The sequence below is a fragment of the Pantoea sp. X-Soil-YNGN-785 genome (genome assembly GCF_059730585.1).
On record NZ_AP035942.1, the window covers coordinates 1,822,080 to 1,848,354 of the forward strand.

27 protein-coding genes are annotated in these 26,275 nt (G+C 56.7%); 9 read left to right on the forward strand and 18 right to left on the reverse strand.

Annotation, left to right across the window (positions count from 1 at the left end; genetic code table 11):
• Nucleotides 1-21: 21 nt before the first annotated feature.
• The 4 genes from rnt to AC6I8E_RS08455 form a co-directional block, all read right to left on the reverse strand.
• Nucleotides 22-690 (reverse strand): ribonuclease T, encoded by a 669-nt coding sequence (rnt, locus tag AC6I8E_RS08440; protein ID WP_013357711.1) that lies wholly within the window; start codon nucleotides 688-690, stop codon nucleotides 22-24.
• A 120-nt stretch (nucleotides 691-810) separates the two neighbouring features.
• Nucleotides 811-1,218 (reverse strand): lactoylglutathione lyase, encoded by a 408-nt coding sequence (gene gloA / locus AC6I8E_RS08445; RefSeq protein WP_010245580.1) that lies wholly within the window; start codon nucleotides 1,216-1,218, stop codon nucleotides 811-813.
• A 116-nt stretch (nucleotides 1,219-1,334) separates the two neighbouring features.
• Nucleotides 1,335-2,432 (reverse strand): alkene reductase, encoded by a 1,098-nt coding sequence (locus AC6I8E_RS08450; RefSeq protein WP_033782946.1) that lies wholly within the window; start codon nucleotides 2,430-2,432, stop codon nucleotides 1,335-1,337.
• A 50-nt stretch (nucleotides 2,433-2,482) separates the two neighbouring features.
• A complete protein-coding gene (locus AC6I8E_RS08455) occupies nucleotides 2,483-3,079 on the reverse strand; it encodes a TetR/AcrR family transcriptional regulator (RefSeq protein ID WP_312215194.1) in 597 nt (198 codons plus the stop codon).
• Between the two features lie 174 nt (nucleotides 3,080-3,253).
• On the opposite strand from AC6I8E_RS08455, the gene AC6I8E_RS08460 reads away from it, so the two are divergent.
• The 4 genes from AC6I8E_RS08460 to AC6I8E_RS08475 all read left to right on the forward strand — a co-directional run bounded on the left by AC6I8E_RS08460 (nucleotide 3,254) and on the right by AC6I8E_RS08475 (nucleotide 5,658).
• Nucleotides 3,254-3,493 carry a DUF1289 domain-containing protein gene (locus AC6I8E_RS08460; RefSeq protein WP_107320176.1) on the forward strand — a complete coding sequence of 80 codons (240 nt, stop codon included), beginning with the start codon at nucleotides 3,254-3,256 and terminating at the stop codon, nucleotides 3,491-3,493.
• Between the two features lie 68 nt (nucleotides 3,494-3,561).
• On the forward strand, nucleotides 3,562-4,458 hold the full coding sequence (locus tag AC6I8E_RS08465) for an aldo/keto reductase (RefSeq protein ID WP_195857039.1): 897 nt from the start codon (nucleotides 3,562-3,564) through the stop codon (nucleotides 4,456-4,458).
• 84 nt (nucleotides 4,459-4,542) lie between these two features.
• Nucleotides 4,543-5,061: a superoxide dismutase family protein gene (gene sodC, locus AC6I8E_RS08470; RefSeq protein ID WP_013357717.1), complete on the forward strand. Its 519-nt coding sequence runs from the start codon at nucleotides 4,543-4,545 to the stop codon at nucleotides 5,059-5,061.
• 129 nt (nucleotides 5,062-5,190) lie between these two features.
• Complete coding sequence (locus AC6I8E_RS08475) at nucleotides 5,191-5,658, forward strand: hypothetical protein (protein WP_013357718.1); 468 nt, start codon at nucleotides 5,191-5,193, stop codon at nucleotides 5,656-5,658.
• Here AC6I8E_RS08475 and AC6I8E_RS08480 read toward each other — a convergent pair whose 3' ends face one another.
• From AC6I8E_RS08480 to AC6I8E_RS08490, 3 genes are read right to left on the reverse strand one after another with little or no spacing between them, the layout of a single operon-like run.
• Nucleotides 5,659-7,659, reverse strand: a complete 2,001-nt coding sequence (locus tag AC6I8E_RS08480) for an FUSC family protein (protein WP_095707269.1) — start codon at nucleotides 7,657-7,659, stop codon at nucleotides 5,659-5,661. It abuts the gene before it with no gap.
• Nucleotides 7,656-8,513: an efflux RND transporter periplasmic adaptor subunit gene (locus AC6I8E_RS08485; RefSeq protein WP_013357720.1), complete on the reverse strand. Its 858-nt coding sequence runs from the start codon at nucleotides 8,511-8,513 to the stop codon at nucleotides 7,656-7,658. Before AC6I8E_RS08485 ends, AC6I8E_RS08480 begins: the two co-directional genes overlap by 4 nt.
• A 5-nt stretch (nucleotides 8,514-8,518) precedes the next feature.
• Nucleotides 8,519-8,755, reverse strand: a complete 237-nt coding sequence (locus AC6I8E_RS08490; protein WP_013357721.1) for a DUF1656 domain-containing protein — start codon at nucleotides 8,753-8,755, stop codon at nucleotides 8,519-8,521.
• A gap of 150 nt (nucleotides 8,756-8,905) precedes the next feature.
• Here AC6I8E_RS08490 and slyA point away from each other — a divergent pair, with 150 nt between their 5' ends.
• A complete protein-coding gene (gene slyA, locus AC6I8E_RS08495; protein ID WP_010245551.1) occupies nucleotides 8,906-9,343 on the forward strand; it encodes a transcriptional regulator SlyA in 438 nt (145 codons plus the stop codon).
• 40 nt (nucleotides 9,344-9,383) lie between these two features.
• Here the strand turns inward: slyA and slyB are convergent, their stop codons facing one another.
• Nucleotides 9,384-9,851, reverse strand: a complete 468-nt coding sequence (gene slyB, locus AC6I8E_RS08500; RefSeq protein WP_013357722.1) for an outer membrane lipoprotein SlyB — start codon at nucleotides 9,849-9,851, stop codon at nucleotides 9,384-9,386.
• A 282-nt stretch (nucleotides 9,852-10,133) separates the two neighbouring features.
• On the opposite strand from slyB, the gene anmK reads away from it, so the two are divergent.
• A complete protein-coding gene (anmK, locus tag AC6I8E_RS08505) occupies nucleotides 10,134-11,255 on the forward strand; it encodes an anhydro-N-acetylmuramic acid kinase (RefSeq protein ID WP_497824697.1) in 1,122 nt (373 codons plus the stop codon).
• A gap of 49 nt (nucleotides 11,256-11,304) precedes the next feature.
• Here anmK and AC6I8E_RS08510 read toward each other — a convergent pair whose 3' ends face one another.
• The 3 genes from AC6I8E_RS08510 to AC6I8E_RS08520 form a co-directional block, all read right to left on the reverse strand.
• Nucleotides 11,305-11,538, reverse strand: coding sequence for a DUF4060 family protein (locus AC6I8E_RS08510; RefSeq protein WP_013357724.1), 234 nt, complete (start codon nucleotides 11,536-11,538; stop codon nucleotides 11,305-11,307).
• 227 nt (nucleotides 11,539-11,765) lie between these two features.
• Nucleotides 11,766-12,977 carry a diguanylate phosphodiesterase gene (locus AC6I8E_RS08515; RefSeq protein ID WP_497824663.1) on the reverse strand — a complete coding sequence of 404 codons (1,212 nt, stop codon included), beginning with the start codon at nucleotides 12,975-12,977 and terminating at the stop codon, nucleotides 11,766-11,768.
• 103 nt (nucleotides 12,978-13,080) lie between these two features.
• Complete coding sequence (locus tag AC6I8E_RS08520) at nucleotides 13,081-13,602, reverse strand: GNAT family N-acetyltransferase (protein ID WP_497824698.1); 522 nt, start codon at nucleotides 13,600-13,602, stop codon at nucleotides 13,081-13,083.
• A gap of 286 nt (nucleotides 13,603-13,888) precedes the next feature.
• On the opposite strand from AC6I8E_RS08520, the gene AC6I8E_RS08525 reads away from it, so the two are divergent.
• Nucleotides 13,889-14,122: a hypothetical protein gene (locus tag AC6I8E_RS08525; RefSeq protein ID WP_041456831.1), complete on the forward strand. Its 234-nt coding sequence runs from the start codon at nucleotides 13,889-13,891 to the stop codon at nucleotides 14,120-14,122.
• Between the two features lie 148 nt (nucleotides 14,123-14,270).
• Here the strand turns inward: AC6I8E_RS08525 and AC6I8E_RS08530 are convergent, their stop codons facing one another.
• Together AC6I8E_RS08530 and AC6I8E_RS08535 are read right to left on the reverse strand one after the other, a co-directional pair.
• On the reverse strand, nucleotides 14,271-15,419 hold the full coding sequence (locus AC6I8E_RS08530) for an MFS transporter (protein ID WP_497824664.1): 1,149 nt from the start codon (nucleotides 15,417-15,419) through the stop codon (nucleotides 14,271-14,273).
• On the reverse strand, nucleotides 15,416-15,955 hold the full coding sequence (locus tag AC6I8E_RS08535) for a TetR/AcrR family transcriptional regulator (RefSeq protein WP_013357729.1): 540 nt from the start codon (nucleotides 15,953-15,955) through the stop codon (nucleotides 15,416-15,418). The genes AC6I8E_RS08530 and AC6I8E_RS08535 overlap by 4 nt, the downstream gene beginning before the upstream one ends.
• Nucleotides 15,956-16,499: 544 nt before the next feature.
• Between AC6I8E_RS08535 and AC6I8E_RS08540 the strand changes: the two genes are divergently transcribed.
• The gene (locus AC6I8E_RS08540; protein WP_033732518.1) at nucleotides 16,500-16,775 is read left to right on the forward strand and encodes a hypothetical protein; all 276 of its coding nucleotides are present in this window, start codon (nucleotides 16,500-16,502) and stop codon (nucleotides 16,773-16,775) included.
• Between the two features lie 99 nt (nucleotides 16,776-16,874).
• On the opposite strand, the gene budC is transcribed toward AC6I8E_RS08540, so the two are convergent.
• The 4 genes from budC to treZ all read right to left on the reverse strand — a co-directional run bounded on the left by budC (nucleotide 16,875) and on the right by treZ (nucleotide 24,210).
• On the reverse strand, nucleotides 16,875-17,639 hold the full coding sequence (budC, locus tag AC6I8E_RS08545) for a meso-2,3-butanediol dehydrogenase (RefSeq protein WP_013357731.1): 765 nt from the start codon (nucleotides 17,637-17,639) through the stop codon (nucleotides 16,875-16,877).
• 126 nt (nucleotides 17,640-17,765) lie between these two features.
• The gene (glgX, locus tag AC6I8E_RS08550) at nucleotides 17,766-19,841 is read right to left on the reverse strand and encodes a glycogen debranching protein GlgX (RefSeq protein ID WP_497824665.1); all 2,076 of its coding nucleotides are present in this window, start codon (nucleotides 19,839-19,841) and stop codon (nucleotides 17,766-17,768) included.
• A gap of 59 nt (nucleotides 19,842-19,900) precedes the next feature.
• Nucleotides 19,901-22,429 carry a malto-oligosyltrehalose synthase gene (treY, locus tag AC6I8E_RS08555; protein WP_497824666.1) on the reverse strand — a complete coding sequence of 843 codons (2,529 nt, stop codon included), beginning with the start codon at nucleotides 22,427-22,429 and terminating at the stop codon, nucleotides 19,901-19,903.
• A complete protein-coding gene (gene treZ / locus AC6I8E_RS08560; protein WP_147788243.1) occupies nucleotides 22,426-24,210 on the reverse strand; it encodes a malto-oligosyltrehalose trehalohydrolase in 1,785 nt (594 codons plus the stop codon). Before treZ ends, treY begins: the two co-directional genes overlap by 4 nt.
• A gap of 428 nt (nucleotides 24,211-24,638) precedes the next feature.
• On the opposite strand from treZ, the gene AC6I8E_RS08565 reads away from it, so the two are divergent.
• Entirely contained in the window at nucleotides 24,639-24,935 is a 297-nt protein-coding gene (locus AC6I8E_RS08565) for a hypothetical protein (RefSeq protein WP_033733000.1), read from the forward strand.
• Between the two features lie 48 nt (nucleotides 24,936-24,983).
• Here AC6I8E_RS08565 and AC6I8E_RS08570 read toward each other — a convergent pair whose 3' ends face one another.
• On the reverse strand, nucleotides 24,984-26,240 hold the full coding sequence (locus AC6I8E_RS08570) for a mechanosensitive ion channel family protein (RefSeq protein WP_195857032.1): 1,257 nt from the start codon (nucleotides 26,238-26,240) through the stop codon (nucleotides 24,984-24,986).
• Nucleotides 26,241-26,275: the final 35 nt, after the last annotated feature.

Below are 26,275 nucleotides of genomic sequence, written 5' to 3' on the forward strand. Positions count from 1 at the left end.
CCTCTTTCATTGTGGCATCCCTTATGCGGATGTCGTGGCGTCTGCGTCGCCCCCGGCGAAGGGCAGAGGCCAGCCACCTAACCGTTTCCAGCGGTTCACCAGCTCGCAGAACAGTGTCGCCGTCTGCTGAGTGTCATAGAGCGCTGAATGCGCCTGCGTACTGTCAAACTCCATTCCCGCCGCAATACAGGCTTTCGCCAGCACCGTCTGACCCAGCACCAGTCCGCTCAGCGCTGCGGTATCAAAGGTGGCAAACGGGTGAAACGGATTGCGCTTCAGGCTGGCACGTTCTGCTGCCGCTGACATAAAGTTCAGATCAAACGTGGCATTGTGCGCCACCATAATGGCGCGATTGCAGCCGCTATCTTTAATGCCCTTGCGCACCATTTTGAAAATGGCGTGCAGCGCCTCATATTCACTCACCGCGCCGCGCAGCGGATTACTCGGATCGATACCGGTAAAGGCCAGCGCTTCCGGATGCAGCAGCGAGCCGACAAAGGGTTCGACGTTGAAATGCAGCGTCTGGTCAATCTGAATCCATCCCTCTTCATCCATTTTCAGCGTGATAGCGGCAATCTCCAGTAACGCATCGGTTTGCGCGTTGAAACCAGCGGTTTCAACGTCGATCACCACCGGATAGAAGCCACGGAAACGTTGATTGAGTGCATTAGGGGAATTCGATTCAGACATCAGGATCTCGTTGCAGAAAAAGGGCAGCGCGTATTATGGCAAAAAACGGGGACGGGTGCAGCAGATGAAGCGCAGAGAAAGGGATTCAGCCCACCGGGTCAGGCGGGCTGAGGGGCAGGTTTAGTTGCCCAGGCCGTTACCGGCATCTTTGTTCTCGATCAGCTCGATTTTGTAGCCATCGGGATCTTCAACAAAGGCAATAATGGTGGAGCCGCCTTTAACCGGGCCCGCTTCACGGGTCACGTTGCCGCCATCTTTGCGGATACGTTCGCAGGCTGCTGCTGCGTCATCGACGCCCAGCGCGATGTGACCATAAGCATCGCCGAGGTCATATTTATCAACGCCCCAGTTGTAGGTCAGCTCGATCACCGCACCTTCGCTTTCGTCGGTGTAGCCTACGAACGCCAGGGTATATTTATATTCGGTGTTTTCGCTCTGACGTAGCACGCGCATGCCCAGCACACGGGTGTAGAAATCGATTGAACGTTGCAGATCGCCAACGCGCAGCATGGTATGAAGTAAACGCATAACATCCTCTTTTAAATAAAACGCCATCGCCGGATGACCCAGGCGCTAAGTATAGCGATGAAAATCGCCATTGAATAATGGCTGCCGTCATCGTCCCGGACGGCAGCCCAAACAGATTACAGTGTCGGGTAGTCGATATAACCTTCCGCGCCGCCGCCGTAGAAGCTTTCCGGGCGCTGTGGGTTGAGTGGGGCATCCTGCTGCAGACGCTCAACCAGATCCGGGTTAGCAATGTAATCACGACCAAATGCAACCGCATCGATCAGACCGCGACCAATCAGATCATCCGCTTTCTCAACGGTGTAAGCACCGGCACCAATGATGGCGCCCGGGAAGAGATCGCGCACTTTCTGACGGAAGGCGTCGGTGTAAGGCTTGCCGCCGGCCCAGTCTGGTTCAGAGAGGTGCAGATAGGCGATGTTGCGTTTTGCCAGCTCACCGATGTACCACAGCGCCGCTTCTTCTTCATCCGGACCGTTGTCCAGATTCTGGAAGCTGCCGATAGGCGAGACGCGGATACCAATGCGATCGGCTGACCAGTTGGCGATCACCGCATCGACCACTTCCAGCGCAAAGCGACCGCGTTTTTCGATGCTGCCACCATATTCGTCGGTACGCTGGTTTGAACCCGGTGCCAGGAACTGGTGAATCAGGTAGCCGTGCGCGGAGTGCAGCTCAAGCAGGTCGAAGTCTGCTTCACGTGCGTTCGCCGCAGCCTGACCAAAATCGGCCACGATCTGCTGGATCTCTGGCACCGTCAGTTCGCGCGGTACAGAGGTGTCTTCGCGATAGACGCTGCCATCTTCAGCACGCAGTGACGTACGCGTACCCGCTGCAATGGCGGATGGCGCTACCGGTGCTTTGCCTTCCGGCTGCACGCTGTTATGCGAGATACGACCGGTGTGCCATAACTGTACGGCGGTATGACCGCCTGCCTGATGGACACCTTCGTTAATCACTTTCCATGCGGCAATCTGCGGTTGAGTATGCAGGCCTGGCGCACCGGCATAGCCTTTTGCCTGGAAAGAGATCTGGGTTGCTTCGGTGATAATCAGACCGGCGCTGGCGCGCTGACGGTAATACTCCGCCATCATCGGGGTAGGGATGTCGCCTGGCTCAATGCTGCGCAGACGGGTCAGCGGTGCCATAAATACGCGGTTTGGGACGGTAATTGCGCCGACTTTCAGCGGACGAAACAGCTGGGTACTCGCCATAATAGCTCCTGATTAGTAGACCAGTCGTCTACAAACACGTTTTTTAAAAATCAGTGGCTTTTAAGCCACTGTTCGATGGTACTCAGTGCCAGACGCAGTGGCTGCGCCTCGCGGGAAATTTTGCTCTGCAGACTGGCGCCCAGCCACAGCAGCGACAGCAACTCTGCCATCTGAGCGGGGGGCTGCGGCAGGCTCAGCGACTCCTGCTGCTCTGCGGCAATCAGCGTCCGGGCATAGAGCGCGGTGATCTTTCCTGCACCCTGCTGCAGTGCGTCTCGCATCGGCTCTGAAAGATCGCAGACCTCAGCAGAAACTTTCACGCCCAGACAACCGACAATGTGTCCCTGCTGCACAAACAGCTCAACCGCAGCACGAAAATGATTTAGCAGACGTTCACGCGGTGTGCCGTCTGTCTGGTTGAGCTGTAACTCAACATCCTGCAGATAACGCGCAAAGTAGCGTTCCAGTAACGCCACGCCAAACACCTCTTTAGAGCGGAAATAGTAGTAGAAGGAGCCTTTCGGCACCGCCGCCTGCGTCAGCAGTTCGCTGAGGCCCATTCCGGTAAAGCCGCGTTGCAGACAGAGCTGTTCACCTGTCTGGAGCAGGTGTTCGCGGGTTTCATTGCGTTGTAGCGTCTTATTCATGGCAGAGAGAGTAGTAGACCGGTTGGTCTAATGCAACGCTGCACCGTGCATTTGGCACAGAGTGTTAACTCACCCGTGAGAGAAAAGGATAATTCTGACGGGGCAAAGCTTAATTCCTGTGCATCCAGGCTACGCTTTTTACTGGACTGTTTATTCTGTTAATCCGGAGTCATGGTGGCCGAGCAGCTTGAGTTTTTCCCGGTTCCCAGCCCCTGTCGCGGCATCTGCCAGACCGATGCACGTGGCTACTGCCTGGGATGTTTACGCAGCCGCGATGAGCGGTTCAACTGGCTGCGCTTCAGCGATGCGCAAAAGCGGGAAGTCATTCGTCTCTGTCAGCAGCGTCGTCTGCGCCTGCAGCGGCAGCAGAAAGGCGAAGAGCCACCCGAGCCACAACAGCCGGAGTTATTCTGACGACTTTCCGCTTTCCGTTATACTCTCTGACACACTAATTACAGCCAACGCGCAACAGGGAGAACGTCATGTTAGAACCGCAGGCCATCGCTTTACAGGGCCCCGATTTTTCACCGCTGGTTATGGGGTACTGGCGTCTGATGGAGTGGGGCATGTCGCCGCAGGAGCGGGTTGCGTTTATTGAGCACCATCTGAGGCTCGGCATTACTACCGTTGATCATGCGGACATTTACGGCGACTACCAGTGTGAGGCGGCCTTTGGCGAGGCGCTGAAGCTGGCTCCCGGACTGCGCGATCAGCTTCAGATTGTGACCAAGTGCGGCATTGCCACCCGCGCCCGACCTGAACATCAGATTGGCCACTACATTACCGACAAAAATCATATCCTGCAGAGTGCTGAAAACTCGCTGCGCCATTTCCACACCGATCGTCTCGACCTGCTGCTGATCCATCGTCCCGATCCGCTGATGGCGGCTGACGAAGTGGCTGAAGCCTTTATGGCACTTCATCAAAGCGGCAAGGTGCTGAATTTTGGCGTCTCGAATTTCACACCATCCCAGTTTTCACTGCTGCAATCCCGTCTGCCGTTCTCGCTGGTCACAAATCAGCTGGAGATTTCACCCGTGCAGCAAAGCGTATTACTGGATGGATCGCTGGATCAGTGCCAGCAACTGCGCATTCGTCCGATGGCCTGGTCCTGTCTCGGTGGCGGACGTCTGTTCAACGATCCTCACTTCCAGCCCCTGCGTAATGAACTGGAGGTGGTGCGGCAGGAAACCGGTGCCACCAGTCTGGAGCAGGTGGTCTATGCCTGGATACTGATGCTGCCGTCGCGGCCTCTGCCGATCATCGGCTCAGGCAAAACGGCGCGCGTCAGCGAAGCCGCCGGGGCACTGGATTTATCCCTGTCGCGGCAGCAGTGGTTCCGTATTCGCAAAGCGGCGCTGGGATTTGATGTGCCCTGAAGCGTAAAACTGCGTCAATCTTCGGCAAAATAGTGCAACAGCGACCAGACTTATCTCAAACCCTGGGATACAAATGGAGTCAACATGAAAATGAAAGCAGTTGCGCTTTTTGCGCTGATCGCCTGCGGCTCAGCACAGGCTGCCAGCGAGCAGGTTACGATCCATCAGGTTACCGCTGAAGGGATTGGCAAATCGCTGGGCACCGTTAAGATTGACGAGACCCAGTATGGTCTGCAGTTTACGCCGGACCTGCAGGGACTGAAGCCGGGCATTCACGGTTTTCATGTCCATGCTAAAGGCAGCTGTGAACCGGGTGAATCTGAGGGGAAAGTGGTCGCCGCCGGTGCGGCTGGCGGTCACCTGGATCCGGCTAACAGCGGCAAACATCTGGGGCCGTATGCTGAAGGTCACCTGGGCGACCTGCCCGCGATCTATGTTGATGAGAAAGGCAGTGCCACCTATCCGGTGCTGGCGCCACGGCTGAAGTCGTTAAAAGAGATCAAAGGCAAAGCGCTGATGGTGCATGCTGGCGGAGATAATCATGCCGATCATCCTGCACCGCTGGGCGGCGGCGGGGCGCGTTATGCCTGCGGCGTTATCTGAATTTCCGGGCGGCAGGCAATAGCCGCCCTTTTTATCCCGCCTGTTTATGAATTGTTATACCATCCCCGTCATTTCCCCCCTATGATATTGATTCAGGTAAGAAAGCGTGATGAGGAAAGGAGCGGGAAAATGAAATTCAAGGGTGCATTACTGCTGTGTCTGCTGCTGGTGGGATGCGATAAACCCAATGATACGCAGCTGGTCACTGAAACCGGACGGGAGCTTCAGCGCACCATTGATACCAGCAAGATGCGTGTCACCTGTGAAAAGATCGCCAAAGGTCGTGAATGGCTCAGTCGGAACATGGTGCGCAAGCTGGAAGCGCAGGGGTGCGATCAGGTTTTTCGCAGCGCCACTGAAACCAATTTCACTGACACCACAATTTATCGCCGCACCATGACCATGGTGTGCGGTGGCATTCACGGTCAGAGTTTTACCGGCACCGAACTGACGCGTCGCTTTATCTTCTCACCTGATGAGAAAGCGCTGGTGATTGAACCGATGACCGAGATGGATAAAACCCGCTTCGAGGGCCATAAAACGCTGCAACAGCTGCAGGATGATTTTAACCGTCAACAGCAGCAGTATTGCCAGTAATCACTCCGGCACAGCCTGCTTCAGCTGTGCCAGCGAACAGCGTAATCGCCAGATAATCCCCGCCAGTTCGCTGGCCTCATTGTTTTCCAGCGCCAGTAACGCGGTAATGGTCGCTTCCAGTTCCGTCAGCATCTGTTCCAGCGAACTGTGCCGTACGCCGCGGCTGCTGATAATCTGCTGTAAATTTTGCAGGCTGTTATCGCGAAATGCCATCAGCGTTGCTGAACCGGCGCGCCATTCACGCAGCTGCCAGACGATATGCGAACAGTTGAGCAGCACCACGCCCCAGCGCAGAAGCCAGACGCGCGCCTGCTCATCCCGGCTATGGCTGAGCTGGCTGATGCGATGATAAATCTGCGATTCAAAGCGGCTCTCGCTGAGCCGGGGTCGTTGCCGCAGCTGATCGAGAAACGCCAGCCGCAGTGCCCGGATATGCCGCCGGCTGCGCCGCGCATCGGAGCTGGGCCGCAGGATCTGAAACGCCAGCCAGGCGAGCAGCACTCCGCAGACTTTGGCGATGTTATCGTTAAAAAAGTCCTGATAATCCCACGTGGGCGGGTTAGTCACCGCGATAAACGAGCCCATAAAGACGATGAACTGCCCCCACATCCCGGCGCGCTGTTTCTGCTGCAGCTTGAAGAGTTGCAGCGTCACCAGCAGCGGAAACAGAAACAGTAAAAACGGCCATAGCTGACCGATCTGCACCATCAGGCCAAACTTCATCACAAAACTAAATGCAAACAGCCACAGCAGCGTTTTCAGCAGCAGCGTGACGCTGCCCCCGGGTGAAGGGGCAGAGGCATAAAGCACGCAGGCAATGGCGGTCAGGGTGAGCGCCGAGGCCCCGGAAGACCATTGCGTATTAATCCAGAAGGCGCAGCCCAGTACGATCACGCAGAAGGTGCGCAGGGCGCTCCAGCCCGCTTCGGCACTGTCACTGTCACGCGCCAGCGCCGGAACCGGCGGTGGCTGAAAGCGGGTATCGGCATCGGCGCGATCCAGCAGACGGATCCAGCGCAGCACGTTGAGGTACATCCAGCAGAAGTAGCGCAGCCGCTGACAAAAGGCGCGCTGCCGGTAGTCGCCATCCGCTGCGGGTGTCACGCTGCGCAGGATTTGCGCCAGACGATATTTATCACACGCCGGTTTTGCCAGCTCCGCCAGCAGTTGCTGCAGCGCCTCAAACAGCGCCTCTGGCGCGTCAGGCCAGTTGAGCAGCATACGGCGCAGGCTGGAGAGCACGCTGGTAAGTCGCAACTGCTGGTGCAGCACATAGTTCAGGACGTTGTTCTGTCGGCGAAAACGGTAGTGGCTCCAGAACGCCTGAATGCGCAGCAGGTTCATGGTGAGGATCTGGCTGATGACGTTTTCATGTGCGGTGCGAATGGTATCGCTGGCCGAGGGCTGCAGCAGTAATACCGCATGTTCCAGCAATCGCGCATGCATCTGTTTCAGGGAGGTAATCAGCGTTTCGCCATCGGAGGTGCTCGGCAGCACCATCATCATCAAACCGGCGCACAGAATACCGGAGATCACCTCACAGACGCGAGCCTGGGCGATCGTCCACAGCGAGGTGATATCAGTGATGTTGACGCTGCTGAAGGCAATAATAGCGGCGGTGTAACCCGCCAGCGAAAAGGCATAGGCGACATTGTTCTGGTAGTGGTTTGCAATGCCGGTGCAGAGCGCCAGCCAGCCGGCAATCGCAAAGGTAAACAGCCAGGGCTCATTCAGAGTATGTCCGGCAATCAGCAGCGCGGCGGTGGCCCCGAGCAGACTGCCGACGATGCGGCCCAGACTTTTACCGATCGCGCCGCCCACGGTAGGAAAGCTGATCACGGCGGCGGAGGTCATCGCCCAGTAAGGCTCATCAAGATCCAGGCCATAGGCGATGCTCAGCGCCAGACACATCGCGATAGCATTCCGCAACGCATAGCGCCACTGACCGCCGTTCGCCTTAATCCAGGGCAGTTGATCCCAGGCCAGCCACTGAACATTCATGGCTGGATGGTGATGGTGCAGCTGGTGCCCGCAACCAGACTGGCATCAGCCGGGAGCGGATCGAGACGAATGCGCACCGGCACCCGCTGCGCCAGCCGCACCCAGGGCACGTTGGGTTTGATATCGGGCACCAGACCGCTGTCGGTCTCAATGCTCTGGTCATAGATAGCGCGGCCAATACTGTCCACCTGGCCCTGCAGCCGCATGCCATTGCTGTAAAGCACCACCTGAGCCGCCGCACCAGCGTGAATATGGCGCAGCTTGGTCTCTTCAAAATAGCCTAAGACGTAATAAGAGTGGCTGTCGACCAGCGCAAACAGGGGCGACCCCGCTGTCGCATAGTTGCCGGGACGAAGCGTCAGATTCGTGATCCAGCCATCTGTCGGTGCGGTCAGCGTCGTCTGCTGCAGATTCCAGCGCGCCCGCTCCAGCTCCGCCTGCGCGGCTTTGGCACTGGCGGCGGTGGCTTCCGCGCTTAAGCGTGCCGCATCCAAATCCTCGGCGGAGATGATGTTACGCGGCAGACTGCTGCGCCGGTGATATTCATGCTGCGCTTTCGCCAGGTCCGCCTGCGCTTTGCTGAGCTGGGCGGCAGCGTTGTCGAGTGCAATCTGCCATGGCACCGGGTCCAGTGTTAACAGCAGCTGGCCCTGATGCACGAACTGATTGTCTCTGACCTTCAGTTGCGTAATCCGGCCCGACACCTGAGGCGTAATATCCACCAGTTCTGCCCGCACTTTTCCGTCACGCGTCCAGGGCGACTGCATGTAGTAGTTCCACAGCCAGCCACCGGCCAGCAGCGCCAGCGCAAACACAATCAGCGTTGAAAAGTATTTTACCGCGTTAAATTTCATATCGATTATCCGTGACCGATGAGCCAGAGTGCGGCGGTAACGCACAGCACAAACAGGGAGAGATCAAACAGGGTGGGATGCCAGACGTCGCCGGAGTAGATCCAGCCGCGCACCAGCGGGTGAATCAGCAGCCAGAAAAAGAAGCCGAGCAGCACCGCTTTGAATATCGGCGGGAAAAAAAGCGAGGCACCCACGACCAGATCGGTTAGCGGTTTAGCACCTGAAAAAGCAGGAGTGAGCACGTGATAACATCCTTCGTTAACCCAGACGGCAGACTGAACGCGCTGCCGCGTAATCGTAGCCTGGTCCGGGATTTGTAATTTGTCCTGTAAACTCGCAGAATAGTGTAAAATCTGGCTTGATAGCTAGCAAGCTAATTATAAGGAGATGAAATGGATACGCCCCTCGGAACGGATTTATCTCGCCTGGTGCGCATCTGGCGCGCGTTGATTGATCAGCGGCTCAAGCCGCTTGAGCTGACTCAGACTCACTGGGTGACGTTGCACAATATTCATCAACTGCCGCCCGAACAGTCGCAGATTCAGTTAGCCAAGGCGATTGGTATTGAACAGCCTTCGCTGGTGCGGACGCTGGATCAACTGGAAGAGAAAGGATTGATTACCCGTTCGACCTGCGCCAACGATCGTCGCGCCAAGCGCATTAAGCTGACGCAGCAGGCGGAGCCGATTATCGAACAGGTTGAGAGTGTGATTGATGAGACGCGGGATGACATTCTGTCCGGCATCAGTCGGGAAGAGATTAGTCAGATGGTGACGCTGATCGCCCGGCTTGAGAAAAACATTCTCGAACTTCAGCACAAAGAGAAATAAAAAAACCGACGCCCGGGCGTCGGTTTTTTGTTTTGCAGCCTTAGCGAGGTGAAACCGTCACCTGGCTGCCGTTGGACGCCATGACAACACGCTGGCCAACGGAGTAACGCGAGGCGGCCTGTTTCTGAACCACCATGATGGTGTTGCCATCATCCTTACGGATTTCCAGCTCAACGCCATCGGTTTTATTGATTGCGCCCTGAACACCCTGGCCTGCTACGCCACCCAGAACCGCACCACCGGCTGTTGCCAGGCTACGTCCGGTGCCGCCACCAATGGTATTACCCAGGAAGCCACCCAGCACCGCACCACCGATTGCACCGATGACGTTGCTTTCATCACCGCCCTGGATTTTCACCGGACGCACAGAGACTAACGTACCGTACGACACGCTCTGCACCTGCTTGGCTTCACTGGCACTGTAGGTGTCACCCGACAGCGTACTGGTATTGCTACAACCTGCCAGCATCGCACCGGCCAGAGCGACCACAATTACACGCTTAATCATTTGAAACTCCTTTAGTCGAGAAGGCGCCACGTTTATCGCTATATCCTGCACACAGTATAAGACACAAAACTGGCAAATTAATCCCTGTCCGAATAAAACACGGTTGGACGAAGCATAGACTATGTAAGATCAACAATAATTCAATCGTCGTTTAAAAATATTCCCGTAACGTTACTGGTCAGCACGATCGGATAAAAAGAATTTAATCATAGAATTAGCGATCATTATTTGTCAGGCTAACCGCAGATGAATCGCACTTCCCGCCGGAAGTAAGGAATGGTTATGAAATCAGGACGCTATATCGGGGTAATGTCAGGCACCAGCCTGGATGGCGTGGATGTGGTGCTGGCCGCCATTGATGAGAATATGGTGGCGCAGCAGGCGAGTTACTGCCATTCGATGCCACCTGCGCTGCGTCAGGCCATTCTGGCGATTTGCCAGGGCCAGTCCCTGACCCTGTCACAGCTCGGTCAGCTTGATACCCGCCTCGGCCAGCTCTTCGCTGAAGCCGTCGTGACATTAATGAAGCGCGAATCGCTGGAGGCCAGCGATATCACGGCGATTGGCTGTCATGGTCAGACCGTCTGGCATGAGCCCCAGAGTGACGCGCCAAATACGCTGCAGATTGGTGACAATAACCAGATCGTCGCGGCAACCGGCGTCACCGTGGTGGGCGATTTTCGCCGCCGTGACATGGCGCTGGGCGGGCAGGGCGCGCCGCTGGTGCCTGCTTTTCATCAGGCGCTGCTGATGGATGCCGCAGAACGCCGCATGGTGCTGAATATTGGTGGCATCGCCAATCTCTCGCTGCTGATCCCGGGACAGGCGGTGCGCGGCTTCGATACCGGTCCCGGCAATATGCTGATGGACGCCTGGATATGGCGCAATCAGGGTCAGCCTTATGACAAAGATGCGCAGTGGGCGCGCAGCGGCTCGGTGATCCCGGCTCTGCTGGAGGCGCTGTTGCGCGAACCCTGGTTTGCGTTGCCGCCGCCGAAGAGCACCGGGCGCGAACACTTCAATCTGGGCTGGCTGGAGCAGCATCTGCGCTATTTCCCGGGTCTGGCACCGCAGGATGTGCAGGCCACGCTGGTGGAGCTGACCGCCATCACCATTACACAGCAGGTGTTACTCAATGATGGCTGCGATCGTCTGCTGGTGTGTGGCGGTGGCAGTCGCAATCCGCTGCTGATGGCGCGGCTGGCAGCACACCTTCCGGGAACCGAAGTGGCGACCACCGATGCGGCGGGTATCAGTGGTGATGACATGGAGGCGCTGGCGTTTGCCTGGCTGGCGTTCCGTACGCTCTCCGGTCTGCCGGGCAATCTGCCTGCGGTGACGGGCGCACGAGAGAAAAGCGTGATAGGCGCAATTTATCCGGCCAATTCCCTCTACCAGCGTTAAGCGGGGGATTGCGGGGGCCAGTTTGCCCCCGCAGGCGAGCAGGCGGCCGTCAGGCGGCGCCGGAGAGATGCGTCAGATTACGAACCCCGGTAATCACCGTGGCTACCATGGTTTCACGTCGGGTAATGACCTCAACCTGATAAAACCGGCTGCGGTATGCGATGGAATAGATGATGGGATGGTACTTATTACCTTCTCCGTAGCGGGCGTAGTGCGCTTCGAGCGCACGGGTCGCAGCCAGAATATGGGAGGGTTCTTTATCACCGCGGATGATTTGCTTCATTCAGTTCCTCAAATGCTGTCCCTGGAGTCACGTCGCACGCATGGCGCGTAGCGCTGGCCTAAACACTGAACATCTGACTGCTAAACATTTAATCACTGATGGGGTCATGACTGACTGTGACGCGGGAAGATGACAGAAAGATGATCCTCCGGCGCTGTTAATTATTTAGCAGCCGCCGGGTGATCCAGCAAGGCAGGGAGACGTAAAATCATCCAAATCGCAGGAGGTTAAATCAGCTCCGGCCAGGCCACGGCCGCAACGCCATTCAGTTCAGGCTCCGAGAACAGGAACCCCTGGAACTGGGTCACGCCCGCGGCTTCCAGCCACATCCACTCTTCCGGTTGTTCAATGCCTTCGGCGATCACACCGATCTCCAGTGAGGCGCAGCATTTCAGAATGGCGTGGATGATCGCCTGTTTCGGCCCACTTTTATGCACGTCTGAGATGATGGCGCGATCGATCTTAATTTTGTCGGGCTGAATGCGGGTCAGTAGCGACAGCCCGGCAAAACCGGCACCGAAATCATCCAGCGCCAGGCTGATACCGGCCGCTTTCAGCTGCCTGATGGCGGCTTCAAACGCTTCCGGCTGCGAGATGATTTCATTCTCGGTGAACTCAACCATGACCTGCTCGGGCACCAGCCCATGGGCCGCAATCTCATCCAGCAAAAAGGGGACGGCGTCGGGCACTTCTACCAGCGTCATCGGCAGCAGATTGATCGACAGGGTCATCCCCTCAATCCCCAGCTTCTTCGCCTGCGCAAAGGCGATCTTTTTCGACTGCAGATCGACCCGATAAAGCTGCTCGCGTGTCAGTCGGGCAAAGTAGTCGAGCGGCGATTCTCCCTGCGGACCGCGCAGCAGTGCTTCCAGTGAAACGATCTCGCAGGCGAAGGGATCAACAATAGGCTGAAACGCAAAGCTGACTTCATCCGTAGCCAACAGCGCCGCATCGCCTTCGCGCTGCTCTGTCTCATTACGAATAAACGTCCAGCCGCTGGCGGCAGGGATCTCAAAATAGTTCTCTTTTTCGCGCGCTTCAACAAAGGTGCGCAGGAACTGCAGTGCACGATCGGCATAGGTCATCTGATATTTCGTCGTGCATTTTTCCAGCACTGACTCCAGCACGGTTTCCTGATCGTGCAGCCGCAGATCGAAGAGCTCCATACCAACATGACCAAAACGTCGCGCCGGAGCGTAATCGCGCAGCAGTTCGACCAGATTGTGGTGGCGCGGATCCTGGCAAATCCGGCTATAGACCGCCTTAACCGCCGCCTCCGGGCCTTCCAGAAGCTGGAAAAAATGCGTGCCATTGAACAGTAAAATTCCGGTGACACTGGACGATTTGTTGATTTTATTCGCTTTCCGCGCCAAATCATTCAGGGTCTCGAGCTGCACATGTTCAGTGATGTGGCTGCGATAGATGATTGTCGACAACATAAAGGTTTCCGGAATTTTTTATTTTTTGTTAAGGCACCTTACCAGAAGCTTCTCCTTGGGAAAACGAGGGCCAGTATGACTTTCTTATTCTGACGCTAATATTTTAGTCAACTGGCGGCGTGGTATCGCCTGTTCCCAGAGAACGTTGCATAAAAACGGTATCCAGCCAGCGGCCCTGTTTAAACCCCACCGAGCGCAGAATGCCGGTCATTTCAAATCCTGCTGCCTGGTGCACGGCAATCGACCCCCGGTTCTCGCTGTCGCCGACGTTGGCGATCAACTGGCGGTAGCCTTTCTGCTCCGCCCACTGGATGGTATGCTCCAGCAGACGTGAACCGGCACCGCGCTTCTGAAAGCCGGGGTCGATATAAATCGAGTCTTCCAGCGTATGGCGGTAGGCGTGGCGCGGGCGGTAAGGTGCCAGATAGCAAAATCCACGTACGTCGCCGTCGCTGACAGCGATGAACCACGGCAGCTCCGCCTGCTGTATCTTACGCATTCGCTCGCCCATCTCTGCAGCGTCAGGGGGCACGGTCTCAAATGAGCCGGTGCCGTTAAGGACATGCCAGGCGTAAATCTGCTGAATCGCCGGGATGTGGCGTTCATCTGCATCAAAAATTTCCATCATGAGGTTTGCCCTGATCGTCTGCACCTGTTGAAAAACAACGGTATAGCGGGTGCTCATAGCGCGCAATATAAATCTCGTGCGCGTCAGCAATTTTAATACGGGCGCTTCCCCCAGGACTATGCCTGGCGAAAAGGGAATACTCATCTCTGCCGGTGAACCCCGCTTCTGAATGGCGGTTAAGCCTATTCTGAAAACAGCGTCAGCCGGATGATCCGCAACGGGGTTAAGGCTATTATCTGTGCCGTTCCGATAGGGTGAATTAATTGACGGGAGGCGCAGCGTGATGCGATTTGTTGATTTTCTGAATAGTAAGCAGGGGCTGCGTGCAGCACGAAATCACTGCTTCGAATTAAATGGGGTCGTGCTGGGCCATTTTACGGCGTTATTCCTGCAGGATAACCAGATTATTTTTACCAAAGATGGTAAGCAGTGTGCGGTGCCTTATTATCTGGGTCCCGCTGAAGATTTACTTCAGCAAAAGGTGAATCCACGGATTAAAAATATCCGCGCGATCTGAAAAACTTCGGGGCTGCCTTTATCCGTTTAATTATAAAAGTGATATTATTATTTCTGATGAGCTGGTCAGTTCTGTTTTACGTTGTCTGGTAAATAACATTATCAGTTAATTCCCGCCACGATTTATGACGCTGTTTGTAATTTACGGCTTATTTATCTGATGCGTCACTATTCTGCGATGGTGTAATAAACAGCAGGAGCAGGGCGCTGAGCGCAAACAGCGTTAATGCCGTACCGGCACCCAGCGCGGCGTAAAGCTGACCAAACAGCAGCGATCCCGCAACCTGACCGACTGCCAGCATAAAAAACAGGATACCGACGCCTGTCGCGGGCTCTTCAGCCGTGGCCTGTGCTCCCCATACCAGCAACACGCCCGACAACGTCACGTATCCTGCGCCGCAGCAGGCCACCGCAACCAGTAAACCGGTAGATTCACCGTGACTGAAGGCCAGAACCAGCAGTGGCAATGCCATTCCGCAGAGTGACAGCCGGTAAACCGCGTTCAGCCCGATACGGGCAGCGACCGGGCCGGTTGCTGCACCCACAATGCCTGCACCTCCGGCAACCAGCCAGAGTAAACGGGCGGTCTCTGCATCAACGCCGACATGCTGGCGCAGCAGCGCCGACCCAAAGCTCCACCAGGCCGCACTGATCAGACCTGAAACCAGCGCTATGCCCATCAGCCGGCGCATAGCGCGACGGTACAGACGCTGGTGCCAGCATCGCGCTTTAGTAGCGCTGCCGACAGCATGAACCGACAGCACGCGGATTACCGGCAGCATACAGGCCAGTGACAGCAGGGCGAACAGCATGCAGGCGGCCCGCCATCCGCCTGGCAGCACGCTCAGGATCACCACGGTCAGAATGATACCGGCGCTGGTGCCGGCGTTAATCAGGGTATTGATACGCGGCTGATCTACAGCCGCAATCCTGTTACTGACAGCCGCGGCCAGTGCAGGCGAGGCCAGCCCTGAACTCAATCCGGCAACAAACAGTCCTGTCGCCAGCAGTAGCGGTGAGGAGGCGCAGGCAAGCAGCAGCAACCCCGATGCGGCACTCAGGGCCGCCAGCAGCGCGGTCAGTCGGGCACCATAGCGGTCTGCCAGTGCGGCTGCGGTGAGAATAGTGAGGCAGTAGGCCACAAAGCTGCAGGCTGACAGCAAGCCTGCCTGCTGCGGGCTGAACGGGATATCGGCTGAGATCGAAGGCAGCATCAATCCCCACGAGAAGCGCGCCATGCCGTAAGTCACAGCAATCAGGCTAAAGCCGGTCAGCGCCAGCGCGGCGGGTGACCTCATCTGACCTCACCACGCTGCAATAACTGGCTGGCGACCTGTGCCGCCTGTCGTACAGCGGCAGGACCGGTAATCAGCGCGGTGGTAATCGCTCCCTCAAAGAGTATCCAGATGGCATCACTCAGCTGCTGATTAACTTCGCCGCGCAGATGCGTCACGCATTGCGTAATGTAAGCGCGCATCGTGGCGCGAAAGGCCAGTGCCTGAGATGCCAGCCCGCTATCCCGCTCGGCATATTCCCCCCAGGCTTTCAGAAAGAAGCAGCCTCGCGCGCCATTTAACGTCGTCCACTCACCCAGTACCGTAAACAGATGCGCGATTGCCTCAGGCTGTTGCGCTGGCAGCAGCGCCGCCATAAAGCGCTGTTCGCGGGCGTCAAGCACCGCGGCGGTAAGTGCTTCACGCGAGGCGAAATGATGATAAAGCGTGCGTGTCGAAACGCCCGCTTCGCGACAGAGTTGGTCGGTACTGGTGGCGTGGAAGCCGTGGGTATAGAAGAGCCGCTCGGCGGCCTGAAGGATATCATCTCTCTTTTTCATTCTTTAAAAGTAAACCGATCGTTTTACTTTTTCAAGCCACTCGCCGTTAATTACGCCCGCCGTTATTGATAAACCCCCGACTCTGCATGGCCCAGCGCTTCGCTAAAAGAGAGACGCTCTGCCGCGGTCACGCTTTTTCAGCCTCAGTTTATCAATACTCATAAGTACCCCTGCGGCGGCTAATGTCGTTTGTTGCGGCTCTAATCATAACTGCCGTAACCTATCTGGCCGTTTACAGCGACAGTCTAATCAACCTTCTGTTTTGTAACGATTAATCTGAATTTCAGTTTTTTATTGATGCATTAGTACCTTAAATGAAAGCGGGGCTGCAAAGCGGGACGGGAACGTTAAGCTCGCTGAATGACTGAAGCGATAATAGAGACCGAAAAGGGCATATTCTCAAAGTCGGTTTGCGTTACGCAATAAAGTGGTTTTAGGGATAATTCTCAGTTAGTTTAATAAAGCTTCAGATTACAAATAAAACCTCTTACGAATTTTGGTTCGTTTTTTTACGACACATACAGCAACTATCAGGATGACTACCATGCTCAAAGCCAGCTATTATTATCTGTGCCCGCGTCCCATGGGTGGATGGATTTTACACAAAGAAGGTTGCGTTAATCTGTCAAAGAACGATAAACGCGTTTTTATTGGTTCGCTTTATACCCGACAGCAGGCGCTGGCGGTGGCGAAAGTCCATCACGCTAATGCCATATTGTGTAATGCCTGCCTGAGCACCTTTATTTGCCCGACCACGACCAGCACGGCAATTAAACCAGCGCGCGCGGCAACGCCAACCCGCCATACGCCAAAGCATTAATTCACTGAAATTAAATGGCAGCAGTAAAAGAGAATAAAGGGAATTTACAGGGCGGGGCGTTCAGAATAAAAAAGGCAGCGTAATACGCTGCCCTGATACTTATGCCTGTTTAGGCTGGCCATTTGAGGCGGTAAGCCCGCCATCAACCGGCAGATTGACGCCGGTAATATAACTGGCTTCATCGCTGGCAATAAAGAGAATTGCACGAGCGATATCATCCGCTTCACCGGCACGACGCAGCGGAATGCGATCGTAAAAACGCTCCAGCAGTTCCTGATCCTTTTTCGCATCTTCGGTCAGATCGGTAAAGGTGAAGCCGGGGCAGATGGCATTGACCCGCACGCCATCCGCACCGTAATCCATCGCCAGCGCACGGGTGAAGTTAGTAATTGCCCCTTTAGCGGCGTTATAGATGCTCATACCCCAGTCACCGCCTAAGCCGGAAACGGAGGAAATGTTGACGACGTTACCTTTGCTCTTCAGCAGCGCTGGCATGAAGTAGTGAACACCGTGGAAAACGCCATCAAGGTCAGTTTTCATCAGGGTTTTCCATGCGTCGAGGTCGACTTCATGGATGCGGCCCTGCACGATAACGCCCGCATTATTTACCAGCACATCTACGCGGCCATACTTCTTCAGCACCGTTTCTGACAGCTGTTTAACCTGTCCGGCTTCTGAGACGTCGCAGGCCGCCACCAGATGATCACCCGCCGTCATTTCAGCCAGCGTCTCTTCCAGTTTCTGTCGGGTGCGTCCTACCAGCACCACGGATGCCCCTTCTTCAGCAAAGCGCTTTGCGCTGGCTTCGCCAATGCCGGATCCGGCACCTGTCACAACCACAACCTTCTGTGTAAATCTGGACATTATGCCTCCTTATCAGCATCAATTCTTACTGTTAACAACCGGTTAAGCCTGGCAGCGATTTGCAAAAAAACAAGCGCAGCGCGAAATGCGCTACGCCTGTTGCCTGATTGTTAACCTGTTCAGTGACTAGGGACGTCTGAACAGAGCGAAGCTGCGTCCTTCCAGCTCGAAATCTTTTTCTTTGGTGATTACCAGACCCCGCTTCGCCACATCGCTGGTGGTCAGCTCCAGCACCCAGCCACCTTCGCCAAACTGCGGAATGCGGAACGGCACATTGCCTTCAAACGGGTTAAGCAGCATTAGCACGTCATGCCAGATGCCTTCCTCGGTCTGCAGATCCGGCCGGCCGATATAGACGCCCAGCGTTGAGCCTTCATCCCACTGCTCACTCTGCTGGAAGCCGCCACCGGCGTTAAACCATTTGATATCCATGCCGTCGCGCCAGTTTTCACGACGCAGCAACGGCTGCTGAGCACGCAATGTCAGGATCTGACGGGTGAACTCGCGCAGCGCCTCCGCGGACTCTGGCAGGTTATCCCAGTGTACCCAGGAGATTTCGCTGTCCTGGCAGTAGCCGTTGTTGTTGCCCATCTGGCTGCGGCCAAACTCGTCACCTGCCAGCAGCATTGGCGTGCCGTGAGAGAAGATCAGCGTGGCGAGGAAGTTGCGTTTCTGTCGCTCGCGCACCGCGTTAATGCCTTCGTCATCGGTCGGGCCTTCAACGCCGTAGTTATAGGAGCGGTTGTCGTTGTGACCGTCGTTGTTGTCTTCGCCATTCTCATCGTTATGTTTGTCGTTGTACGACACCAGATCGTTGAGCGTGAAGCCATCGTGGGCAGTGATGAAGTTGACGCTGGCCCACGGACGACGACCGTGCTGGTCGTAGAGATCGCCGGAACCCAGCAGGCGGGCGGCGAAGTCGGTGGAGACGTTTTTGCCTTTCCAGTAGTCACGCACTGTGTCACGGTACTGATCGTTCCATTCTGCCCAGCCTGGCGGGAAGCTACCCACCTGATAGCCACCCGGACCGATATCCCAGGGTTCACCAATCAGCTTTTTCTGCGACAGGATCGGGTCCTGCATCACGGCATCGAAGAAGCCGCCGCGCGGGTCAAAACCATCCGGTTCGCGGCCCAGAATCGTGCCGAGATCGAAACGGAAACCGTCGATATGCATCGACTCAGACCAGTAGCGCAGCGAATCGAGCACCATCTGCAGCACGCGCGGATGCGAAGTATTCACGGTGTTGCCGGTGCCGGTATCGTTGATGTAGTAACGATGCTGGTCGGGCATCGTACGGTAATAGGAGAAGTTATCGATGCCTTTAAACGACAGCGTCGGACCCAGCTCATTACCCTCGGCGGTGTGGTTGTAGACCACGTCGAGGATGACCTCAATACCGGCGTCGTGGAAGGCGCGCACCATGTCACGGAAGCCCTGAATGCCGCGTGGCCCGAAGTAGCGGGTCGCGGGCGCAAAGAAGCCCAGCGTGTTGTAGCCCCAGAAGTTTTTCAGTCCCTTATCCAGCAGATGCTGATCGTCCGGGAACCAGTGCACCGGCAGCAGCTCGACGGAGGTAATGCCCAGGCTTTTGATATAGTCGACGGTTGCTTTGTGACCCATACCATCAAAGGTGCCGCGCAGTTCCGGCGGCAGTGCGGTGTTGAGCTGCGTAAAGCCTTTCACGTGGGTTTCATAAATGACGGTTTTAGGCCACGGCACATTCGGGCGGTTTTTATCCTGCCAGTCGAATTCATTCGGGTCGATCACCCGGCACTTAGGCGTAAACGGGGCGCTGTCACGAGTGTCGAACGTCAGATCTTTATCGTCATGGTAGAGATCGTACGCGAAGTGCGCCTCGTTCCACGCGATGTCGCCCGCCAGTTCACGGGCGTACGGGTCGAGCAGCAACTTGTTCGGGTTAAAGCGATGACCATTTTCCGGGTCATAAGGGCCATAGACGCGGTAACCATAGAGCGCGCCGGGCTTCAGGCCCGGAATATAGCCGTGCCACACTTCGTGGGTATATTCCGGCAGCTCCAGCCGGGCAATTTCCGTTTTACCGCTGGGATCGTACAGACAGAGTTCAACCCGCTCGGCGTGGGCGCTGAACAGGGCAAAGTTCACGCCCTGGCCATCAAAATTGGCCCCCAGCAAATGGCTGTAACCCGCCGTAATTTCAAAACGCTGACTGTTTGACATTTATGCCTCGTTATTCAGTGAACAGATTGACGCGTAATAAACTAAATTCTTCCCGACACTCACTGTGCCACCAGCACGGCGCACCACTGCGATGCCAGTTCTGTCAGCGGCAGCTTGTCGCCTGCATCAAAGGTTTTACCGCTCAGCACATCCTGATAGCGGCGCTGGCCGAGTGCGGCGGGCAGGGCGATATGGGTATCAGCCCAGCGCGCCTCGGGCGGCTGATCGAGATTCTCCGGCAGTGAGTTAAAGACCCGCCGTGAGACAATCACGATGACCGCCTGATCCTCGCGAGTGCGGGCAAAGGCGAGCACCTTGTCCTGATGCTCACCCTCTGTCGACAGCGCCAGATAATCACCGTGGCGGAACAGCTCTGGCTGCTGCTGACGCAGCGTTAACAGCTTCACAATCGCCTGTTGATTGACCTGACCGCGCAGCCAGTGCGCCTCACTGCCGTCCTGCTGCGGCGCGTTAAGCATCGCCGCCAGCGCATCAAAATCGGGTTCGCGGCGGTTATCGGGATCGACCAGGCTGAAGTCCAGCGCCTCGCTGCCCTGATAAATGTCGGGTACGCCTGGTGCGGTAAGCTTCACCACGGTCTGGGTCAGGCTGTTGACCAGGCCGGCGCGCATAAAGGGTTGCAGTGACTGGCAGAAATCATTGAGGAAGGCGCTGTTGCCAGGCGCAAGCAGATGACGGGCATAGCTCAGCACCGCCTCTTCATAGTCATCGTTATTGTCGGCCCAGTCGGTGCGCAGTTTGGCTTCACGCATCGCTTTCTCAACATAGACCACAAAGCGGGCTTCCAGCGCCGCCAGACCTTCCGCATCCTGTGGCTGCAGGGTGGTCGGCCAGACGCCGGCCAGCGCTTCATACAGCATCCACTCCACGGCCGGTTCCGGTGCCGGGCCATCTTTCAGGCGTACGACGTGATCCTTGTTCATCTCCCGCCAGCGGCTGACGCACTCCGCCCAGTGCTGTGGCGCTTCGGTCAGGGTATAGAGCCGCGCACGGGCATCTTCGCCGCGCTTAGTGTCGTGCGTTGAGGTGCCCGACAGTGCATCGGGCTGATGTTCGCGCCGCGCCTGCATCTCTGCATGGAACTGATCCAGCGAGAAGTGACGCGCCAGCGGTTCAGCGCCGACTTCATTCAGTGCCAGCGCCATGTGCTGCCGGAAGAAGAGGGTGTCCTCGACCGATTTCGCCATCAGCGGGCCGGTCAGCTGCTGGAAGCGGGTGCGGAACTGCGTGGCATCGTCGCGGGCGGAGTCGGCAATCTCTGCACGCAGAATGCGGGCCAGGAAATCCAGCGCCTGGGTGTCGGGCGCATGATCGCTCGTTTTAACTTCACTGACGACCTGTTGCAGCAGCGCAGTGTCGGCGGATGTCAGGCCCTGCGGCGTTCCGTAGGTGCGGTAAACCGGGAAGGCCACCAGCAGCTCACGCAGCGCATTTTTCAGTTCCGCTTCCGGCTGAGTCGCGCCGTCGGCATCAGCAATCTTCAGTGCCAGCTGCAGTAAACGGTTAAATTCACCGGCAAAATTGCGGTTCGCCATCAGCAGCTTAGCGGCACGCAGCTCCGCTTTCATGTCGACGGTTTTGCCAATCACCGCCTGATAGGCTTTACGCAGTCCGCTCAGGCGATCGCTGTCAACCAGCAGATTGGCGAGCGCGGCCATAAACTCATAGCCGGTGGTGCCGGAAACCGGCCACTCATCAGGCAGCTGTTCATTGTCGCCGAGGATCTTCTCCACGGTGAGATAGCAGTCGGGACCGGCCGCCTGGCGTAACTGCTCCAGATAGCCGCGCGGATCGGCCAGGCCATCCACGTGGTCGACGCGCAATCCCTGCACCGCGCCGCTGTGAACCAGTTCGAGGATCAGCTGATGTGCGGCATCAAAGACGGCCTTGTCTTCCACGCGCACGCCGACCAGACCGGTCACTTCAAAGAAGCGGCGGTAGGAGAGATCGTTGGGTGCGTCGCGCCATGACATCAGTCGCCATGGCTGCTGGTCATGCAGCTCGGCGATCTCTGCGGCATCGCGCAGGGCGAGCACCGCCTCTTCGCGATCCTGCCAGGTCTCAGGTTTCAGCGGATAGAAATTGTCGAAGTAGGCCAGCGCCGGTTTGCCGGTCTGCGGATCGCGCTGCACGCTGATATCACCGTTTTCCAGCACCGCCTCAAAGGTGTCACCGAGGAACGGCAGCGTCAGGCGGCGAGACCAGTCGATATCGAAATAAGTGGCATAGCGACTCTGTTCGCCGTGTTCAATGACGGCGCGCCACCAGGGGTTCTCCAGCGAGGCGGCCATATGATTCGGCACGATGTCGAGGATCAGCTCCAGCCCGGCCGCTTTCAGCGCGGCCACCATGCGGTCAAAACCTTCCCGGCCACCAATCGACGGCTCAATCTGGTTAACGTCGGTCACGTCATAGCCGTGGGTTGATTCAGCGGTGGCGCTGAAGATCGGCGAGGCGTAAAGATGGCTGATGCCCAGCTGTTTCAGGTAGGGCACCAGCGCCGCCGCACGGTCAAAGGTCATGCCGTTGCGGAACTGGATGCGGTACGTTGCGGTTGGAATAGTCATTCTGCTTCTCTCTTAGCCAGACGCACCACGATAGCGTTGGGAATCAGTTCGGTTGCGGTCTGCGGCCAGGCAAACAGCGTTTCACCCGGCAAATCGGGAATCGGCTGCGTGCTGTCGCCGACGTTCAGCGCCAGTGACAGCGTGCCCTGCGGGAAGTCCCAGCGCACCGCCAGGAAACCGTCTGCGGTTTTCACCACCTGACCGGCATCACCGCCGGCGGTCTGCAGCAGCGGCACGATATGTTCCTGACGCAGCGCCAGCAGATGACGCGTCAGCGCCAGCCACTGCTGACCTTCCGGCGTTTCTGTGCGCTGCCAGTCGAGTTTCGACTGTTCAAAGGTGGTGACATCGTTAGGATCCGGCACCGTTTCGCCGTGACCGGCATGGCCTTCAAACTCTCTGGCGCGACCTTCACGCACCGCTTTAGCCAGATCGCCGTGGAAATCGGTGAAGAACAGGAATGGTCGGGTTTCGCCATACTCTTCGCCCATAAACAGCAGCGGAATGTGTGGCGAGACCAGCAGCATGGCCAGCAGCACCTGTGTCCGCTCTGCACCTGCCAGCGAGACCAGCCTTTCGCCCTGCGCGCGGTTGCCCGTCTGGTCATGGTTCTGGATGAAGTCGACAAAGGCGACTGGCGGCTGGCTGCTGCTCTTCACACCGCGTGCCTCGCCCGACTGTGCTGAGACTTCGCCCTGATAGACAAAGCCTTCTGCCAGCGCCCGCGCTACCCGCTGCGCCGGCTGGTCAGCGAAGTCCTGGTAGTAGGCGTGGGTTTCACCGGTTGCCAGCACATGTACGGCGTTATGAAAGTCATCGTTCCATTCGCCGGTAAACAGCGGAGCATCTCCGTTCTCGTCGCGCGGATGCAGGAAGGTGACGTTTCGGCAATCTTCGGTAGTGAGGTGAATGGGGCGATCGGTAATGGTGGCGCGGATGCGCTCGGCAATCTCAACCAGCACATGCTTTTCGCTCGGGTCATCAATCTGATCGATGGCGTCAAAGCGCAGGCCATCCAGATTAAACTCCTGCAGCCAGTAGAGCGGTGCTTCCACGATATAGCGGCGCACCGCATCAACGTCATAGGCGATACCGGCGCCCCACGGCGTCTGGCGCTCTTTATGGAAGAAGTCCGGCGCGAGCAGCGGCAGATAGTTGCCCTCCGGGCCGAAGTGGTTCAGCACGATATCCAGCACCACCGACAGGCCGAGACCGTGCGCCGCATCGATAAAGGCTTTAAAATCATCCGGCGAACCGTAAGCCGCATGCGGTGCATAGAGCAGCACGCCATCGTAGCCCCAGCCACGATTGCCGCCAAACTGCGACACCGGCAGCACTTCAATCATGGTGATGCCGGTTTCGGCCAGCATCGGCAGCTTCTCTATTGCTGCCCGGAAGGTGCCTTCCTGGGTAAAGGTGCCGATGTGCAGTTCATAGACCACTGACTCCGTCCACGGACGACCCTTCCAGCCTGTGTTCTGCCACTGATACGCGTCAGGATCGATCACCAGTGAGGGCCCATTGACCTCCGCTTTCTGGGCACGGGCAGCGGGATCGGGCACGGCCGTGCCATCCGCCAGCAAAAAATCATATTCGGCATTCGCCGCCACACCGGCGACCTCGGTTTCAAACCAGCCGTCCGCCTGCGGTGTCATCTCAATATCTTTACCGGCGAGACGCAGCGTCACGCGTTGCTGACCGGTTGCCCAGAGGCGGAAACGCACCTCGTCACTGGCAACCCGTTCAGCGCCCCAACTTTTAGAAAAAGATTTGGATTCCATTCAGTTGCCTCATTTAGCCTGGAAATACGCGATGGTGACCACCGCGCGAATAGGATGTCGATGACGTAAGCGTCAAAAAATCGTAAAGCAATCAGTGAGACCCGGATGCCAGGTGGGCTGGCGCGCCTCTTCAGCCAGGAAGCTGGACTGGTATTCAGCGTGATGCGGCGGGAAGGGAAAAGTGAGACCGCTTCCACGCGGCATACAGAGAGTAATCATAGACTAAGATGTTGCAGTCGCAGGGCGGCAGGCGGTTCAGGCGCATTAATTTGCGTTAATTGTTCTGAATCGGCCTCTGGCTGGGGAGAATCATGGGGGGCAGGCCCAGAAAACCCTGCCGGATGGCGCGGATTCGCTATAAGCTTAAGCGCGATCGCGCAGGTCACGCTGGAGGATCTGCGGCGCTGAACATTTCAAAAGGATATTACGTGAGGAAACGCGTTCTGTTAGTCACACTGCTGCTGTTGATTTCCGCCTGTTCTAACCGGGTCGGACACCGACTGGACAACCGTAATCTGCAGCACATTCATGCCGGTCAGACGACCAAAGCCCAGCTGATTGCGCTGTTTGGTCAGCCTGACAGTGAGACGCCTTACCCGGACGGTCAGCGGTTGCTGAAGTGGACCTACAGTGAGGCGCGCACCCTGAACACCACCGAAGGGCAGACGCTGACCGTGCAGATGAAGAATGACAAAGTGCTGAACTATGCGCTGAGTAAGAGTTAATGACCTGAGCTACCGTGGCGGTGCGGGACCGCCACAGCAGGTCACGGGTTACGGCATGCCGTTTGGCTCTGCATCTCTGCTGACGGGACGCGGCTGCGCCAGACGGGCGAAATCAGACCCGGCCGGATGCTGATAAATCTGCAGTTCAAAGAGCCGGGCCATGGCATAGATATACTCAAAAATCGCCGCCTGGGTATTTTCATAATCGGCCCAGAAAATGGATGAGGTGAAGCAGTAGATTTCCACCGGCAGCCCATCCGGCGACGGCTTCAGGGGTCGCACCACGATATACATCTCTTTCATAATGTCATCGCGCTGGGCCAGCCAGGCACTCAGGAATTTACGGAACACCATCAGATTGGTGATGCCGTTCTCCATAAACCAGCGGTCGCCGACAGCATTGATATCCCGTCCATCCAGCAGCTCAGTGATTGTTTCGCCCGCGAGGCGGATCTGGCTCATCGCCTGCAGCATCTCCTGATTCACAAAGGTGATCGACTTCTGATCAAGATAAAAGCTGCGCATTATGCGGCGCGCGCCCGAGGAGAACATCGCCTGCCAGTTGGTGTAGGTTTCGGTCAGGAAGTTCTTGGTCGGGATGCGCGAAATGGTGTTGTCCCAGTTGCGGATGGTGATGGTATGCAGCGCAATATCGATCACCTCGCCGCTGATATTCCTGTCCGGCATCTCAATCCAGTCGCCCAGTTGCAGGACATCGTTGGAGGAGAGCTGAATATTCGCCACCAGCGACAGCAGCGTATGCTGGAAGATCAGCATCAGTACCGCGGCGACCGCACCCAGCGAGGAGATAATAATCGCGGGTGACTTGTTGGACATAATCGCCAGAATCATGATCGCGGCGATAATATGCACCAGGATCTTACCAATCTGGATATAGCCCTTGATCGAGTGATTCTTGCGCTTGGATTTGCGCGAGTAGGAGTTGTTAACAATCTCCAGCACTTCGTTGAAGAAGATCGACAGATAGACAAAAAACAGAATGCCGCAGATGGTCTGAATCGCCACTTTCAGATTTTCAGGCAGGCCCGGCATAAACTGCAGGAAATTGTAGACCACAATCACCGGCACAAAATTTGACAGCTTCTGAGAGAGGCGGACATCTTTATCCAGCGGAACGTCTTTTTTATGACTGCTGAAAAAGACCTTCCTGATCACTTTGACGATGAAAAATTTGCAGATCAGGTGAGTGACCATCCCGGCCATAATCAGCAGCAGCAGGCTGAAGCCGATCGACAGCACCCGGTTCCCCTCAATAAAACTCATCAGACTCTGAATGTAATGCATGTTAACCACGTGCTAAAAATGTAAGGGGCGAATTC